At 71.8% G+C, this 16,893-nt stretch carries 14 protein-coding genes; 3 read left to right on the plus strand and 11 right to left on the minus strand.

The genetic code is table 11. The features are described 5' to 3' along the window. The first annotated feature begins 216 nt into the window (after positions 1–216). Entirely contained in the window at positions 217–2,295 is a 2,079-nt protein-coding gene (locus tag Ari01nite_RS35030; RefSeq protein WP_203786549.1) for a glycoside hydrolase family 2 TIM barrel-domain containing protein, read from the plus strand. A 199-nt stretch (positions 2,296–2,494) separates the two neighbouring features. On the opposite strand, the gene Ari01nite_RS35035 is transcribed toward Ari01nite_RS35030, so the two are convergent. From Ari01nite_RS35035 to Ari01nite_RS35045, 3 genes are all read right to left on the minus strand, one after another. Continuing rightward, on the minus strand, positions 2,495–2,887 hold the full coding sequence (locus Ari01nite_RS35035) for a hypothetical protein (protein ID WP_203786550.1): 393 nt from the start codon (positions 2,885–2,887) through the stop codon (positions 2,495–2,497). Beyond that, on the minus strand, positions 2,871–3,785 hold the full coding sequence (locus tag Ari01nite_RS35040) for a glycoside hydrolase family protein (RefSeq protein ID WP_203786551.1): 915 nt from the start codon (positions 3,783–3,785) through the stop codon (positions 2,871–2,873). Before Ari01nite_RS35040 ends, Ari01nite_RS35035 begins: the two co-directional genes overlap by 17 nt. 79 nt (positions 3,786–3,864) lie before the next feature. Further along, positions 3,865–4,866, minus strand: coding sequence for a pectate lyase family protein (locus Ari01nite_RS35045; RefSeq protein WP_239163288.1), 1,002 nt, complete (start codon positions 4,864–4,866; stop codon positions 3,865–3,867). Positions 4,867–5,005: 139 nt separating this feature from the next. Here Ari01nite_RS35045 and Ari01nite_RS35050 point away from each other — a divergent pair, with 139 nt between their 5' ends. Beyond that, positions 5,006–6,229, plus strand: a complete 1,224-nt coding sequence (locus tag Ari01nite_RS35050) for an RNA polymerase sigma factor (RefSeq protein WP_203786552.1) — start codon at positions 5,006–5,008, stop codon at positions 6,227–6,229. A 70-nt stretch (positions 6,230–6,299) separates the two neighbouring features. Here Ari01nite_RS35050 and Ari01nite_RS35055 read toward each other — a convergent pair whose 3' ends face one another. From Ari01nite_RS35055 to Ari01nite_RS35090, 8 genes are all read right to left on the minus strand, one after another. Next, positions 6,300–6,524, minus strand: coding sequence for a hypothetical protein (locus Ari01nite_RS35055; protein ID WP_203786553.1), 225 nt, complete (start codon positions 6,522–6,524; stop codon positions 6,300–6,302). 85 nt (positions 6,525–6,609) lie between these two features. Beyond that, positions 6,610–7,023, minus strand: coding sequence for a S26 family signal peptidase (locus Ari01nite_RS35060; RefSeq protein ID WP_203786554.1), 414 nt, complete (start codon positions 7,021–7,023; stop codon positions 6,610–6,612). Next, a complete protein-coding gene (locus Ari01nite_RS35065) occupies positions 7,020–7,691 on the minus strand; it encodes an ABC transporter ATP-binding protein (RefSeq protein WP_203786555.1) in 672 nt (223 codons plus the stop codon). Before Ari01nite_RS35065 ends, Ari01nite_RS35060 begins: the two co-directional genes overlap by 4 nt. Before the next feature lie 48 nt (positions 7,692–7,739). After that, a complete protein-coding gene (locus Ari01nite_RS35070) occupies positions 7,740–10,583 on the minus strand; it encodes an FtsX-like permease family protein (protein WP_203786556.1) in 2,844 nt (947 codons plus the stop codon). Between the two features lie 17 nt (positions 10,584–10,600). Further along, positions 10,601–11,368, minus strand: a complete 768-nt coding sequence (locus Ari01nite_RS35075; RefSeq protein WP_203786557.1) for an AfsR/SARP family transcriptional regulator — start codon at positions 11,366–11,368, stop codon at positions 10,601–10,603. Next, positions 11,365–13,200 carry an ABC transporter ATP-binding protein gene (locus tag Ari01nite_RS35080; protein ID WP_203786558.1) on the minus strand — a complete coding sequence of 612 codons (1,836 nt, stop codon included), beginning with the start codon at positions 13,198–13,200 and terminating at the stop codon, positions 11,365–11,367. Before Ari01nite_RS35080 ends, Ari01nite_RS35075 begins: the two co-directional genes overlap by 4 nt. Further along, positions 13,197–13,715, minus strand: a complete 519-nt coding sequence (locus Ari01nite_RS35085; RefSeq protein WP_203786559.1) for a peroxiredoxin family protein — start codon at positions 13,713–13,715, stop codon at positions 13,197–13,199. Before Ari01nite_RS35085 ends, Ari01nite_RS35080 begins: the two co-directional genes overlap by 4 nt. Positions 13,716–13,775: 60 nt before the next feature. Then, on the minus strand, positions 13,776–14,312 hold the full coding sequence (locus Ari01nite_RS35090) for a MauE/DoxX family redox-associated membrane protein (RefSeq protein WP_203786560.1): 537 nt from the start codon (positions 14,310–14,312) through the stop codon (positions 13,776–13,778). A 582-nt stretch (positions 14,313–14,894) separates the two neighbouring features. Here Ari01nite_RS35090 and Ari01nite_RS35095 point away from each other — a divergent pair. Continuing rightward, positions 14,895–16,760, plus strand: coding sequence for a rhamnogalacturonan lyase family protein (locus tag Ari01nite_RS35095; protein ID WP_203786561.1), 1,866 nt, complete (start codon positions 14,895–14,897; stop codon positions 16,758–16,760). Positions 16,761–16,893 lie beyond the last annotated feature (133 nt).

The following is a 16,893-nucleotide window of genomic DNA, read 5'->3' on the forward strand; positions in this document are numbered from 1 at the left end:
ACATCACGAGTTCCGGCGAATCCGCGGTGGCCATGCAGGTCACCTGGTACCGGAAAAGGTTTACCATGCCGGCCGCGCACGCCGGCCACAAGGTGCTGCTCGAGTTCGAGGGCGTGCGGCAGGCGGCAGGCGGCCACGGTCTACGTCAACGGCACCCAGGTCGGCCGGTACGAGAACGGGGTCGCGCCGTTCGGCTTCGACATCACCGACCGCATCGTGTTCGGCGGCGAGAACGTCATCGCGGTCAAGGCCGACAACACCAAGTGGCGGCCCGAGGAGGCCACCGGCATGCCGTTCCAGTGGGACACCCGCGACTTCAACCCGACCTACGGCGGGCTGACCCGGAACGTGCGGATGTACGTCCTGCCCCGGACCTACTTCACGTTGCCGCTTTACACCAACCTCAAGACCATGGGCACGTACGTGTACGCGACCGCGCACAACGTCGGCGGCGCGACCGCGACGGTCACCGTCGAGGCCCAGGTACGCAACGAACAGAGCACCGCCCGCACGGTCACCGTGTCGGCGAACGTGATCCAGGCCGACGGCACCGTACGCGCGACGATCATCGGGGCGCCGGTCACCCTGGCCGCGGGCCAGACGCAGGTGGTGACGCTCGCGCAGCGGATCGGCCAGTTGCGGTTCTGGGAGCCGGGCGCGCCGCACCTCTACACGGTCGAGATGGTGCTGTCCGAGGGCGGCGTGCTGCTCGACGCGTACCCGGTCACCACGGGTTTCCGGAAGACCGAGTTCCGGGGCGGCGCCGTCGACGGCGGCGTGTACCTCAACGACCGGCACCTGTTCCTCACCGGCTACGCGGTCCGGGCCAGCAACGAGTGGGCGGCGATCGGCGGCGCCGTGCCGGAGTGGATGACCCAGTTCGACGGCCAGTTGATCCGGGACAGCAGGGCCAACCTGATCCGCTGGATGCACGTCGCCGCCAGCCCCGGCAACATCCGGATGACCGACCGCTACGGCATCGTGTCCATCCAGCCGGCCGGCGACAAGGAACGGGACGCGGTCGACCGGCAGTGGCAGCAGCGCGTCGAACTGATGCGCGACGTGCTGATCTACTTCCGGAACAACCCGAGCATCCTGTTCTGGGAGGCCGGCAACAACTGGATCACCGCGGCCCACATGGCCGAGATGACCGGCCTGCGCAAGACCTGGGACCCGAACGGCGGCCGGGCGATGGGCTGCCGGGCCATCTCGGACAATGCCGCGTACGGGGGAACCGCCGCGGTCGACGCGGCCGAGTGGGTCGGCACGATGCTCAACCGGCACTACTCGGTCTACGCCCGCGACCGTAAACCGATCATCGAGTGCGAGTACACCCGCGACGAGGCGCCCCGCCGGGTCTGGGACAACGCCTCGCCCCCCGACTTCGGCTACCTCACCGGCCCCGACGTGACGTACCACCTGACCTCGGAGGACTTCGCCGGCAAGCACGCCGCGCTGACCCGCTACGAGTTCTGGGGCCAGCGGATCCAGGGTCCCGGCGACCGCCGCTACTCCGGTGCCGCCGCGCTGATCTGGGCCGACTCCAACCAGCACGGGCGGCAGTACGGCTGGGAATGCGCCCGCCTGTCCGGCCGGGTCGACGCCGTACGCCTGCCGAAGGAGTCCCTGCACACCTACCGGGTCATGCAGAACCCGGCCGCCGATCTGCACATCCTCGGCCACTGGACCTACCCCGCGAACACCCGCAAGACCGTGTACGTGATGGCCTCCGCCCCCGTCCGGCGGGTGCAACTGCTGGTCAACGGCGTCCAGGCCGGCAACAGCACGACGCCCGCCCAGGACTTCCTGCACACGTTCCCCGACGTGGCCTGGCAGTCCGGCACCCTCACCGCGGTCGGCTTCGACGCCTCCGGAGCCGAGGTGTTCCGAACCGCCAAGTCCACCACCGGCGCCGCGACCGCGCTGCGCCTGACCGCGTACACGGCCCCCGGCGGCCTGCGAGCCGACGGCAGCGACATAGCTTTCGTGGACGTCGAGGCGGTCGACGCCCAGGGCCGCCGGATGCCCACCCACCAGGCCCGCGTCGACTTCACCCTGACCGGCCCGGCAAAGTTCCTGGGCGGCTTCAACGCCCACCTGCCCGGCAGCGTGCACAAGCCCCACGTGAACACCGAGTGCGGCATCAACCGCGTCTTCCTCCGCGCCAGCCGCACCGCCGGCCCGATCACCCTGCAGGCAACCTGCGCCGGCCTGACCTCAGCCACCGTCACGGTGACGTCCGCCGCCTTCCCGACCACCGGCGGCCTGACCACCCAACCACCGGCGCAGTTCTGACGGCAATCCACCGCGAGACCTTCCCGAGCGCCATCCCTGTTCCCAGCCGGTGGTTCCCCGCAACCGCATTCGCGACTCGGAGCCGCTAACGCAACGATCGCGGGGCTGTCCGTGCGCGGCGGCGACCCGTCAGCCGCATTCCGCCTTTGCGCCCACGCAGCATTGCGCCCACGCATCGCTACGTTTGCCCGAGGCCCGGTCAGCCGCCGGGGCAGGTGGCGGGGCCGCCGCTGCGTTCGACGCAGGCGGGTTCGGGGATCTGTTCCGACGCGCGGCTTGCTAGTGCGTTGCTCGCGGAACCCGCCGCGGCCAGCAGCAGCACCGTGATCGCCACGCCGCGCAGGCGCGGCGCGCGGCCCCGGGCCAGGCCCAGGAGCACGGCCGCGAGGACGCAGGTTGCGACGATCACCCACGCGGTGACCTGATCGGAGCGGTCCGCGACGACCCAGTCCGGCATCAGGCTGACGAACGACGCCGGGCTCACCACCAGCAGCACGGCCAGGGCCACCAGCGCGGCGCACCCGCCCAGCAGCGCGGTGCCGAGGACCGTGACGCCGCTGCGGTCGGTGACTTGGTTACCGTTCTCCCCCATAGCGCAGCACGCTACCCTCGACCGGCAACACCGGGGCGTTCCGGACCTCGGTCCGGTCGCAGACCAGCCGGCCGTCCACCACGGACAGACGCGCAACGTGCACCGCGGAACGCCGGGACTCGTACTCCTCGTCGCCGACGCCGGGGAGCCGGCCGGGATGGGTGAAGTAGAAGGCGTACTCGCCCACCACGTCGGCGTGGAACCCGATCGGGGCGTCGTCCAGCAGCAGCCCCTGCGGCTCCCAGCCGTCCAGGTCGGACGAGCGCAGCACCCGCTGGCCGCGCCACTCGTCGACCAGCATCCAGTGGTGGCCGCCGAGTTCGAACACGTTCGGGCCCTCGTGCGCCCGGCCGCCCACCGCCAGCCCGCGGACCCGCCACGAGTACAGGTCGTCGCTGTCGGCCGCCCAGGTTTGCGAATCGTCGGCCTCGTCCTTGTACCACATCCGGTGGCCGCCGCCGGGGAGCGCGGCGACACAGGCGTCGATGACGTACTTCGACGACAGCTCGAGCGTCGAGCGGTAGGTCCAGCCGAGCAGGTCGGGGCTGGTGTAGTGCCGGATGTGCCGCTCGTGGCCCGGCCACTGCTCGGGCACGCCGCGGATCACCGACACGTACATGTGATAGGTCTCGCCGTCGTCGATGATCTCCGGTGCCCAGTACGTGTGCCGGCCCCACTCGGTGTCCAGGCCCGCCAGCACGCCCCGGTACAGCCAGGTCGCGCCCCCGTCGGTGGACGAGGCCACGCCCAGGTCGGTGCCGTGCACCCAGCTGACGCCCGGCAGGCCGGGCTGGTTGGCCCGGCGCGCCGTGTAGACCATCCACCAGGCCTGCTCGGCCCGGTTGAACACCAGGACCGGGTCGGCGGCACCGTCGAAAACCGGGTCACGAAAGATCATGGGGACGATTCTTTCCGAGGAGCCGACTAGCCGAGGATCCGGGGCGCGGGACGTGCACCCCGCGCCCCGGGAGTCCCGTTTACAGGCCGATGCTGGCCTGGGGTCCCGCGTGGGTGCGCAGCATGGCGGGGATGTCGGCGGCGGGGTGCAGGGTGTACGAGTAGAAGCTGCTCGGGTTGAACGCCGAGCCGAGTGTCTGCTGTTTGCCGGTGCAGTTGACCAGGATGCTGCCGGTCTGGCGCAGCTGTGCGGTGGAGTCGGGGTAGAACGGGTCCTTCGTGCCTTCGAAGTAGCTGTTCTCGATGACCATCTTGGTGGCGCCGCGGCTGTAGTTGCCGTAGCCCTTCACGCCCTGCAGGTAGTTGTTGTACATGTGGGCGTACGCGATGTTGTCCCCGCTCGGGTTGCGCGAGTTGGTGTTCTGGAACCAGTTGTGGTGGATCGTGATGCGCGCGGTCACGTTGGTGGTCCAGCCGATGCCGAACGTCTTGTTGTTGTTGGCCAGGTGGTTCCAGGACACGGTCAGGTTGGTGGTGTCCTTGCGGGAGTCGATGAGGCCGTCGTTCATCCGCTGCAGCCGGTTGTGGTCGATCCAGATCCGGTTGGCGGTGTCCATCTGGATGGCGTCGTAGTCGTAGGCGTCGTCACCCGGGTCGTCGTCCGCCATGGTGGTGTCGCGGATGGTCAGGTTGCGGATGATGACGTTCTGCACCCCGGCCGCGAGGAAGAACCCGCCGCCGACGATGTGCCCGGCGGTACCCACCCCGATGATCGTCTTGTTCGAGGCGACCCGCAGTTCGGTGCCTTTCGGGCTGATGTTGATCGTGCCGGCCACCCGGATCACGTACGGGCTGCTGGACGTCACGTACTGGTTGAGCTGGGCCTGGGTGGTGACCGTGACGGTCTGCCCACCGGCACCACCGGTCACACCGGTCGCGAAACCGTCCGCCACATTCGAGTACGGCGCGGCCAGCGTGCTGACGCTGTCGTCGGCCTGCGAGACGTTCGCCGCGGTGGTCACCGCGGCGGGGATCACTAGCGCGGCCAGGGCGGCCGGCAGCAGGAAGCGGAGCTTTCTCACCAAAGTCCCTCTCGGTCCGTAGTTATCGCCGGACGAGGCGATTTGACCTGATAGCTGCTACGAGACCGTCCCGGGTTACCGAAACCTCAGAAATAAATTCTTTACTGTGCACCGCCGAGGCTGCCACGATCTGCCCGTTATGACGGAGAAGACCGGGACCGCGACGGCCCGCCTGGTCACCGCGGCGCAGGCCGGCGACGAGACGGCCCTCGCCACGCTGATGGCGGCCCATCTCCCGGTGGTCACCAGGATCGTCGGCCGGGCGCTCCAGGGGCACGCCGACGTGGACGACGTGGTGCAGGAGACGATGGTCCGGGTGATGCGCGCCCTCCCCCGCCTGCGCGAACCGGACCGCTTCGAGCCCTGGCTGAACGCCGTCGTGCACCGGCAGATCCAGCTCTACCTGCGGGGCCGGCGCCGGCTCCTGGACCGTCGCGAGGAGATCGGCACCGAACCGCCGGATCCCGGCGGCGACTTCGCCGAGCGGACCGTCACCGAACTGCTGCTCGCCGACCAGCGCCGGGAACTCACCGAGGCCGCCGCCTGGCTGGACGACGACGACCGGCGCCTGCTGTCGCTCTGCTGGCGCGAGACGCTCGGCGAGCTGACCCGCGCCGGGCTCGCGGCCGCGCTGGCCGTCAATCCGAAGCACGCCGGGGTACGCGTACGGCGCATGAAGGTTGGTCTTGAGGCTGTTCGCGGGATGGTGCGGGCGCTGAACGCAGCACCGCGCTGCCCCGATCTGGCCCGGGCCGTGCACGGCTGGGACGGCAAACCCGGCCCGGTCTGGCGCAAGCGGCTGACCCGGCACGTGCGCGACTGTGGCCGCTGCTCGCAGCACCAGCGTGGCCTGGTGTCCCCGGAGAAACTGCTGCTCGGCGTCGTGTCGCTGCCGGTCGCCGCGGAGGTGACGGCGAGCTCGGTCTCGCACGTCCTCACGCTCAAGCTGGCGGCCGGCGCGGCCGCGGTCATCATCGCGGCCGGCGGCGGTTTCGTGTACGCGGTCACCGAGTCACCGGCACCGCCCGGCAGCACTCGCGCGGTCGCGGTACGGCCACAGGTCCCGACGCCCCCGGTGCCTTCCGCAGGCACCGAAATCAAGAAGGCCGTCGCGGACATCGTCGTGGCGCCGGACGGTTCCGGCGACGGCACCGGGACGCTCCAGCGGCCGTACGCCACCCTCGCCAAGGCCGTCGCCGTGGTCCGGCCGGGACAGACGATCGTCCTGCGCGGCGGCACCTACCGGCCCGCCACCAGCGTAACGATCGGGAGGAGCGGCACACCCGACCGGCGGATCATGCTGACCGGCTACCGCGACGAGCGCCCGGTCATCGACGCCGCCGGCATCGTCGGCGACGAGTAGACCCCGCGGTCGGCTTCCTGGTGCGCACCGGCGGCGGCGCCGGAGCCGGGCCGCCGCCTCCCGCGCCGACTCAGCAGCAGCCGGCGCGGTAGCTGACCGGGTAGCGGGTGCACTCCTGGGTCTGCATCGCGTAGCAGCGCCACTGCCCGCTGACGTAGCGGGAGAAATAGTAGTAACAGAACGGCCCGCCGCACCCCGCGCCCCCGTACTGGCAGTGCGAGCACGCCGAAGCCTTGGCTTTGGGCAGCATGGCGGCCAGCATCCGGTCGCCGAGCCGGGTGATCGTCTTGGTCACGTCAGCCTCTCCGCTCTCTTGGCACCGACCTCGTGTCGGTACCGCCGAGACTGCCGGGAGGCGCTAACGATGCACTAACGAAGCGCTACCGCTGGACCACGACCCCGGCCAGGTCGGTCATCGGGATGAAGCCCCAGCTGCGCGAGTCGGCGCTGCCGGGATGGTCGCCGATCAGCACCGTCATGCCGGCCGGCACGAACAGGTCGGCCGTGCCGGTCGCGGGCAGCACCGATTCCGGTACCGGGTCGCCGGGCAGCGCGACGAGTCGTTTGACCAGCCAGCTGGTCAGGTAGCCGCCGCCCTCCTGGTGCCGGGCGATCACCACGTCGCCGCGCCGGAAGCGGCGGGTGCGGCGCACCAGCACCCGGTCGCCGTCCCGGTACGCGGGTGCCATGCTGTCACCGACCACGTCGATCACCAGGAAACGGCGGCGGGCGGCCACCACCAGCCCGACTGCCGTGACGGCAGACAGCGCCGCCGCGACGCGCCACGCGGTCACCGGAGGCGCCCGTCGCGCAGGTGCAGCGCGGCGTCGCATCGTTCGGCAATCCCGGGGTCGTGGGTGGCCACCATGACGGTCGTGCCGCGCTCGTCGCGCAGGGTCAGCAGCAGATCCATGATGGCCGTGCCGGTACGCGAGTCCAGGTTGCCGGTCGGCTCGTCGGCCAGCAGCAGGCGCGGCTCGTTGACCAGCGCGCGGGCGATCGCCACCCGCTGCTGCTGCCCGCCGGACAGCTGCGACGGCAAGGCGGCCGCGCGATCGTCGAGGCCCACCACCTTGAGCAGTTCCCGCGCCCGCTCCTGCTTGTCGAACGCGGTCCGGAACGGCAGCACCGGCGCGAGCACGTTGTCCAGCGCGGTCAGCGCCGGCAGCAGGTGGAACCGCTGGAACACGAACCCGACCGTCCGCCGGTACCCGGCCAGCGCCTTGCGGGACAGCTTGCCGATGTCCTGACCGGCCACCACGATCGAGCCCGAGTCCAGGCGTTCGATCGCGCCGATCAGGTGCAGCAGCGTCGACTTGCCGGAGCCGCTCGGGCCGGTCAGCGACACCGCCGTGCCCGGCTCGGCCTCGAGGCTGACGCCGTCGACCGCGGCCAGCCGGGAACCGTCCGGCAGCGGGAACGCCTTGCGGGCCTCGGTGATACGCACAATGGGATCGGTCATCGGCTCATTCCTGGGCGAGGAGCTGGTTATTCCTGGGCGAGGAGCTGGCTATTCCTGGGCGAGGAGCTGGGCGGTGGGCAGCTTGCGGAGCATGGCGATCGGCACGATCACGGCGAGCGCGGCCACCACGATCCCGGCGGTCAGGGCGGCGGCCGCACACCACCACAGCGCGGCCGTGACGCCGCCGGCGAACAGCGACGCGCCGGACAGGCCGAGCCCGGCACCGAGCACGCCGCCGATCGCGCCCATCGCCAGCGCCTCCGTGGTGACCAGGCGGTTCAGCGTACGGTCGGTCCAGCCCACCGCGGTGAACAGCGCGAGCTGCGGCGCCCGTTCGGTGATGTTCAGGTAAAGGACATCGGCCACCGACGCGACGCCGAGCACGATGGTCACCGCCACCGCCAGGTAGTCGACCGTGCGCGCCTGCAGGGTGACCGCCTCGCCGAGCAGCGTGCCGGTGACCGCGCCGCGGAACGCGAACGTGATCGCCAGCAGCATGGTCAGCGCCGCCACCCCGATGAACAGGCTGGCCGCGCCCAGCAGCGTCCGCCCGGGCGAGCGCAGCAGGTTGGCCAGCGCCAGGCCGGTCACCCGCCGCGGCGAATGCATCCGGGCGGCCCGGGCCGACACCGCCGGCCGGATCGTGGCGGCCGGGTCGGGGCGCGCCGCCCGCCAGGCCGGACCGCCACCGGCCAGCAGCGCCAGCAGCACCGCGGCCGGGATCGTCAGCAGCAGGTGGGTCCAGCTCAGGGTCAGCCCGAACGCCCACGCCAGCGGGATCGCCACGATCGTGCCGAGCAGCCCGGCGGCCAGCCCCACCGCGGCCATCTCGGCCGCCAGCAGGGTCATCAGATGTCGCCGGGTCCAGCCGACACAGGCCAGAATCCCCAATTCCGTACGACGCGCCCGCACCGCGGCCCGGCTGGCGTTGAGGACGGCCAGCGCGCACACCGCGAGCACCAGGCCGGACAGCAGCACGCTCTTGCGGTCGGCGGCCTTGACCAGCACCGCCGCTACGCCCTTCTTGACCCACGGCTCGGCCAGCACGAGTTCCGGGCGGCCGAACTTCCCGGCCGGATACCGCACCGGCACCGCCGTCGGCGACGAGCCCAGGGTGATGTCCACCTGCAGTCCGGTGCGCTCGGCGATCCGCTGCGCGATCAGGCGTACCCGCTCCCGGGACAGGTCGTCGAGACCGACCTCGCCGCTCAGCCGGACCCGCACCATGCTCACCGGCGCGGCCCGGTTCAGGTCCAGTTCCGGGTAGCGCGGCTCGGTCCGGTAGCCGTTCGGGTCGAAGATCTTTTCGGCTGCCGCCATGGTGGTCAGCATCAGCGGCGGCTGGGCCAGCAGGCCGGTCACGTTCGCGTTGGGTTCGAGCTTGCGCCCGTGCAGCGCGGCGCGCGACGCCTCGTCGGCGCCGGCCACCCCGGGCTGGAAGTAGGTATCCATCGGCACCGCCGACAGCGCGCCGCCCAGCTGCACCTTCGCCGGGTCGAAGGTGCCGATCGCGTCCAGCGCCACGTCCGGCATCCCCCGCTCGCCGACCTGGATGTTGTGCTCGCTGGTGTCGACGCCGTGCTTACCGATGCTGTCGCGCACCGCGGTGTCGGAGAACTCCATCGGCACCCAGCCGGCCAGGCCGCCCTCGTCGCCGACGTCCCAGATCTTGCGGTTGTAGGTGACGCCCTCGGCGCGCCGGCCGTCGCCCTCGCCGGCCGAGTGCACCGCGCCGACCGTCCAGAACTTGTCCAGCCACAGCGAGTCGCTGGTGTAGATGTCGCTCTCGTCGGCCGCGCCGGCCGGGTGCCGCATGCGTTTCACCAGATCGCCGTACGGGGCGTCGATGCGCACCGTGCGCCGCTCGACCGATGCACCGGCCCGCCCGCCGAGCGCGGCCCGCAGCGGCCGGTCGTCCTCGGTGGTCCGGCGCACCAGGTCGACCGCGCCCGGGTCCAGCCGCTGGATGTCCAGCTCCAGCGTGGAGTCGGTCTGCGGCCGGTCGGTCATCAGCACCGGCAGGACCGAGTACGGGTATTTCACGTCGGCCAGCCGCCGGGCGGCGGGCTTCTCCCCCGGCCGGAAGTAGCGGCCGGTGGAAACCGCGCCGTCCAGCCCGGCCAGCGCCGCCTCGGACTCGGGATCGACCGCCGCGACCAGGAACGGAATCGACCACAGCAGGGTCACCCGGGCCGCGGTCGGCCGGCCCGAACCGTCCTTCGAGCCCGGTCCGCCGGTGCAGGTCAGCGAGGACCGGGAGGTCAGGTCGGTGGGGTCGGTCTGGTCGCTCTGGTAGATGATCCGCACGCCCGGGCAGACGTGGCTGCGGCGGCCGTCCGCGCCGACCTCCTGCGGGCGCAGGTCCTTCTCGGCGCTGCCCGGCAGGTCGGTCCGCGGCGTGTCGATCCGGTTGCGGGTGGCGTAGAGGTAGTGCGCGCCGTCCGGGATCCGGCTCAGCCCCGCGTCGGTCACCCAGGACGGCTGCACCCGGAGCACCTGCCGCTCGGCGCCCGGGTCGAGCAGGCCGGCCAGGTCGACCGTGATCGGCACGGTGCGCATCAGATAGCCGATCATCGACACCGGCGCCGCGATGTCCACTCCCGGCACGTCCCCGATCTGCCGCCACTGCGCCAGGCTGATGCCGCCGCGCATCCCGGCCAACTGCCCCGGCTGCACCAGATTGCGCTGCTGCTCCAGGGGCAGCACGGCGCCCTTCGGGCGGACCAGGATGTCGTACGCGGGGCGGAAGTTCGCCTGCACCGTGCCCACCGCGTCCAGCCGGGACGTCACCGCCGCGCCGGTCAGCAGGGTGAACCCGGTGACCGCGACCGCGATCATCGACAGCATCACCAGCGACCGGCGCCCGCGCGCCCGCCACTGTGCTGCAACCATCCGTAACACCGTTCGATCTACCCCTTCATGACTTCCCGGCCGCGGATCTCGTCGGCCAGCCGGGTGATCCGCCGGCCCGGTGCCACGCCCAGGTCGGCCGCGAGCGTCCGGCGCAGCCGCTCGTGCACGGCCAGCGCCGCCGCCAGGTCGCCGCGTTCCCGGTGGGCCGCCATCAGATGTTCCCAGGCCCGCTCCCGGTACGGGGCCTGCCGGACCAGCAACTCCATGGCGTCGATGACCGCGTCGTGGTCGCCGAGCGCCAACTCGGCCGCGGCCAGGTCCTCGGTGGCCCGCCAGCGCCGGTCGTCGAGCGAGCCGGCCATGCTGGTCAGCCACGCCGACGACCGGATGTCGGCGCACGCCGACGCGCCGCGCCACACCCGCAACGCCGCGGTCAGCAGCGCCGCCTGCTCGCCCACCGGTGCCTGCCGGGCCCGGCGGGTCAGGTCGTCGAACCGGACCAGATCGGTCGTGGCCCGGTGCCGGCACAGCACGTACCCGGGTGGTTTGGTCTGGAGGACCTCGGCGGCATCCGGGCCGCCCAGCCGGGCCAGCCCCTGCCGCAGCGCGCAGACGTGTCCCTGGAGCTTGGTGGTGGCGGTCATCGGCGGCCGGTCGTCCCAGATGGCCTCGAGCAGTTCGGGCACGCTGACCGCGGTGCCGACGCTGAGCCCGAGCGCGGCCAGCAGCGCCCGCCGGCCCGGCCCGCCGACCGCCATCGGCCGGCCCGCCACGGTGACCTCGAGCGGCCCGAGCAGCGCGATCACCACCGCCGGCGCGGTCATGAGGCCGCCTCGGCGTATCCGGCCGCCTGCAGCCGGAACAGCTCGGCGTAGCGTCCCCGCGCCGCCATCAGCTCGGCGTGGGTGCCGCGTTCCGCCAGCACGCCGTCGCGCAGCACCACAATGGTGTCGGCGTCGCGCACGGTGTTGAGCCGGTGCGAGATCAGCAGGCTGGTGCGCCGGCGGCGCAGCGACAGCAGCCGGTGGTGGATGTCGTGCTCGGCCTGCACGTCCAGCCCCGACGACGGCTCGTCCAGGATCAGCAGGTCGGCGCCGTCGCGCAGGCAGGCGCGGGCCAGGGCGAGCCGCTGCCACTGCCCGCCGGACAGCACGACGCCCGCCGAGTCTCCCGCTTCGTCGGTGAACGCCCTGGTCAGCATCGTGTCGTAGCCGCGCGGCAGGGCGTCGAGCGCGGTGGCCACGCCGGCCGTCTCGGCCGCCGTTCCGATCCGGGTGCTGTCCTCGGCCGCGGTCAGGTCGCCCACCGCGATGTTGTCGCGCGCGCTGAACTCGTACGCCATAAAATCCTGGAACGTGGCCGCGATGCGTGCCCGCAGCGAAGCCGGCTCATAGCCGGCGATGTCCACGCCGTCCCAGCGGATCACACCGCGGGTCGGCCGGTAGAACCCGCACAGCAGCTTGACCAGCGTCGACTTGCCGGCCCCGTTGTCGCCCACCAGGGCCAGCGAGGTGCCACGCGGGATCCGCAGGGTGACCCCGCGCAGCACCCAGTCGTGCTCGGGCGCATAGCGGAACCACACGTCGTCGAACTCCACGCCCTGCTCCATCCCGGGCGCCGGGGGCAAACCTCTGGGCGTACGCGTCACCGCCGTCACGTCCACGTAATGGCCGAACATGATCAGCGTCTCGCCGGCCATCGCGAACTGGTGCACCAGCCCGGACACCGACATCTGCACGGCACCCAGCGCGGCGATCACCACCACCAGGTCGCCGACCGTGCCCCGGCCGTCGAACACCTGGCGCACGAACACCGCGAGCGCGATCAGCGACACCACGCCGGTCAGCACGGCCAGCGCCCCGTCCACCCGCAGCGCCAGCCGGTCCTGCCGCCGTTCCTGGCTCTGCGCCGCGCGCAACTCGCGCATCATCCGGCCGCGGAAGAACGCGCCGAGCCCGAACAGCCGGATCTCCTTGGCCGCGCGCATGTCGAGCAGCAGCGCCGCGTAGAAGGCCTGCCGGCGCAGCAGCGGCGCGGTGCGCTCCATCATCTCGCCGCGCAGCCGGGCCAGCCGCACCTGCGCCACGAGGGTCGGCACCGCGGCCAGGAAGACCAGCGCGGCGACCGGCACCGACCACAGCAGCAGGGTGGCCGCGAACGTGCCGATCGTGATCAGTTCCTGGCCCACCCCGATGACCATCGTGCTCAGCTGGGTCGGCGCGAACCGGCTCGCCTCGGTGGCGAGCCGCAACCGGTCGTGGAACGTGCTGTCCTCCAGTTCGGCGAGTCCCGGGTGTGCGGAGACAGCGGAGAAAAGCTCGATCTGGGTACGCGCGAGCACGCGCCGCTCGGTCTCCCGCTGCACGTACTGGGACACGTGGGAGACGACCGGCGACAGCAGGCCCAGCACCCCGAAACCGAGGACACCCACCGTGATCTCGCCGGTGTCCCGCGCGGTGAGGCCCTCGATGATCGCCCGGGTGAACCAGGCCAGTGCCACCGGCGCGAGGCCGCCGTAGACCATCAGGACCACGCTGAGCACGGCCGCGCCCGGTGCGGCGCCGAGGTAGATCCCGAACGCGCGGCGGAGCAGCCGCCCGGCACGGCGGAGCAGCCGCCCGGCACGGCGGAGGTCCGGCAGTCGTGGCGGGCTCATCGGCCGCCCAGCACCTCGTCGACGCCGTGCCCGTTGGCGACCAGCACGCCGGCCTCGTCGAACATCAGCAGTGTGGGCGTCGAGTCGACCTGGAACGCACCGGCCAGCGGCCCGAACCCGGGCTCGGTGACCAGCCGGCCGGCCTTGCGCAGCAACGGGGACAGCTCGTCGTCGTCGCCCACGCCGAGGACGCTGACCACGGTCACGCCCCGGGCGGCCAGGTCGTCGGCGCGCTCGGCGAGGCGTTCGGCCTGCGCCGGGCAGTGCCGGCAGCCGGACGAGAAGAACGCGACCAGCGCCGCCCGGCCGGCCAGGTCGGCGCGGGAGAAGTCGCCGCCCTCGGCCGTGAAGTCGGGCATCGCTTCGCCGGGCGCCATGCCGGTCTGCGGTGGCGTGGTGATCTCGACGAGCTGCCGTTCGGTGTCCCGCAGCCGGCGGATGACGGCGGCGCTGAGGACCAGGTCGATCAGGACGAGCACGGTGAGGATGGCGACCGCCACGGACAGAAGGACCATAATCGTGCCTCCGGAGGGGTTCGGTGGGGCTTCAGGCCGGGTGAGCTCAAGCCAGGGGGCTCAGGCCGTCGGGGTCGCGCGCCGGAACAGCCAGACGAGGTCGTCGAGCCAGACCAGGGCCGCCACGCCGACGGCGGCCGCGGCGGCCGCGGTCAGCGCCTGCGGTGCGCTGATGCCGGTGAGCGGGCCGGCCGGCGCGAGCACGGCCGCTGCGGCGGCGACCGTGCCGAGGAATCCGCCGCGCAGCACGTGCCGGCGGGCCACCGGGGTGCTCGACGCGCCGAAGCAGTGGCAGCCCGCCCGCGCTCCGCGCCGGACCGCGACGGCGAGCGCGGCGGTGAAGCCGGCGAAGAGGAGAGCGGCGGCGGCGAGGCCCGGCACGGTGCCGGCGGGCCAGGCCAGCAGGACGAGCACGGTGGCCTCGGCGCCGATCGCCAGCGCCGCGACCGGGCGGCCGAGGCGCGGCCGGACCAGTCCCATCTCGACGACGGCGGCGGCGAAACCGCGGAAGGCGGCGCGGCCGCGGAGCTTGCCGGCCAGCGAGACCACGAGCACGCCGGCGATGAGCAGAATGATGCTAGCTATGACAACCCGCATTGGTCCCCCGTGACCGTGCGTTGCATGGCTTCAACGGGTAGGAACCTACGGGGCGCGATCGACGATAGTCAACCGGACCGGTGCAGATTCCATTAAGACGTATCTCGCAGACTGTGAACGTTAACCACGCTCCGCACCCACCCCGGCGAGCGTCCCGCCATCATCCGTGTTTACGTTCACATAGCGCACCGGCAGCCGATTGGCGCGGCGCGGACGGCCGGACAGCAGCCCAATGCGCGGACCCGGAATTGGCCCGGAATGCGCTGCCTATTTGCGCCTTCCCGCACCCCGGAATTGCCCCGTCGCAGCGCCACCCAACCCCCGCCCGCCCAGCGCAGCGCCACCCAACCCCCCGCCCGCCCAGCGCCACCCCGCCCCCGCCAGCGCAGCGCCACCCCGCCCCCGCCTGACCGCGCGCCGCCGCCCCCTCTCCACCGCATGCTCAGGTTGAAACGTTTTCACGATGCCGCGCGAGCCATGCAGCACGTGGCATTGACAGTCGTGAACTCGTCTGGTTCCCTCGTCGGCAGTCCTTAGTAAACGTTTCCACGTGGAGCCGCCATGTTCGCTCGGAGACAGCTCGTGACACTGATCGCGGCCGGCGTCGTGCTGACCATGGCCGCCACGACCGGCGCGGCGGTGGCTGCCGCCGCGCCGGCCCGGGTGATGGAAAACCTGGGCCGCGGCGTCGTCGCGGTGCGCGCCAGCAGCACGAGCGTGCTGGTGAGCTGGCGCCTGCTCGGGTTGGACCCGGACGGTATCGGGTTCAACGTGTACCGGTCGGCGGCCGGTGGTGCGTACGCCAGATTGAATCCGGCGGTGCTGACCGGGGGCACGAACTTCACCGACGCCACGGCGAACCCGGCGCAGGCCAACAGCTATCAGGTCCGCCCGGTGGTCGGCGGCGTGGAGCAGCCGGCGAGCCGGGCGTTCACGCTGCCCGCGAACAACGCCGTCGAACCGGTGGTCCGGGTGCCGCTGCGGGCCGGCGGAGCGGTCAAGTTCGTCTGGGTCGGTGACCTGGACGGCGACGGCGAGTACGACTACGTGGTCGACCGGCAGACCTCGCCGCAGACGATCGAGGCGTACCGGAGCAACGGGCAGTTCCTCTGGTCGGTGAACATGGGCCCGAACAGCACCGACCAGAACAACATCGAGGGCGGCTCGGCCACCATCGACGTCGGCCACAACGACGGCGTCACCGTCTACGACCTGGACAGCGACGGCCGCGCCGAGGTGGCGGTGCGGATCGCGAACGGGGTCCGGTTCGGCAACGGCACGACCTTCTCGAACGCCGACAACAACCGGCAGTTCATCGCGATCCTGGACGGGATGACCGGCGCGCCGCGGGCCACCGCCCCCGTGCCCACCGACTATCTGTCCGACGGCCCGATGTACGCCCGCTTCGGCGTCGGCCACCTCGACGGGGTGAGTCCGAGCCTGGTCGCGTACATGAAAAACCGGATCGGCTCGGGCGGCTTCAACCTGATGTACACGGCGTGGCGGTTCACCGGCAGCGCGCTGAGCATGCAGTGGAAGTTCCTGCGCGGCAACCAGGACCTGCCGGACGGGCACAACACCCGGATCGTCGACGTGGACGGCGACGGCAAGGACGAACTCGGCGAGATCGGCTTCCTGCTCAACGGCAACGGCAAGCTGCGCTACTCGCTGGCCCCGCAGGGCGTCATCCACGGCGACCGCTGGTTCATCGCCGACATCGACCCGGCCCGCCCCGGCCTGGAGGGCTACGGCATCCAGCAGGACCACCCGAACGGCCTGCTCGACTACTACTACAACGCCGCGACCGGCGCGATGATCTGGAAACACAGCACCACCGCCCCCGGCGCGGACGCCGGCCGCGGCATGGTCGCCGATATCGACCCGCGGCACGCCGGCATGGAGACCTGGTCGATCAACGGCGAGGTCAACTACGAACAGGGCAGGCCCACCGGCCTCTACAACGCGCCCACCAACCGCCTTGCCGAACCGGACACCACCAAGCAGCCGTGGCCGCACATGGGCGTGTGGTGGGACGGCGACCCGCTGCGCGAACTCTTCAACGCCGACCCGTTCCCGGACCGCCGCGACGCCCGCATCGAGAAGTGGGACCCGGCCAACCCGGCCGCGCCGCCGTCCCTCCCCCGCGTGGTGACCGCGTCCAAGCACGGCGCCGTGACCGCCCTGGGCAACAGCGTCTACCCCACCCTGATCGCCGACATCCACGGCGACTGGCGCGAGGAGGTGGTCCTGGTCAGCCCGTCCTTCGACCAGCTGGTCATCTTCACCACCGACAAGCCGGCCGGCATCCGCCTGACCACGCTGGCGCACAACCCGGCCTACCGCAACGGCATGACGCTGAAGGGCTACCTCCAGTCCAGCAACCCCGACTTCTTCCTCGGCAACGGCATGACCGCACCCCGCCGGCACGCCATCAGGTACGCCTCGTGAGCTCGATGGCGTCGCGGGCCTCGCGGCGCGGGGATACCGGCAGCACCTCGCCCGGCCCGGCGTAGCCCAGGCGTACCACCAAAAACGGCTCGCCGGGGTCCGGCAGCAGGCGGCGCAGCAGTTCGCGCGGCCA

Origin of the sequence: Paractinoplanes rishiriensis (genome assembly GCF_016862375.1) — a bacterium.
Classification (GTDB): Bacteria; Actinomycetota; Actinomycetes; order Mycobacteriales; family Micromonosporaceae; genus Actinoplanes; species Actinoplanes rishiriensis.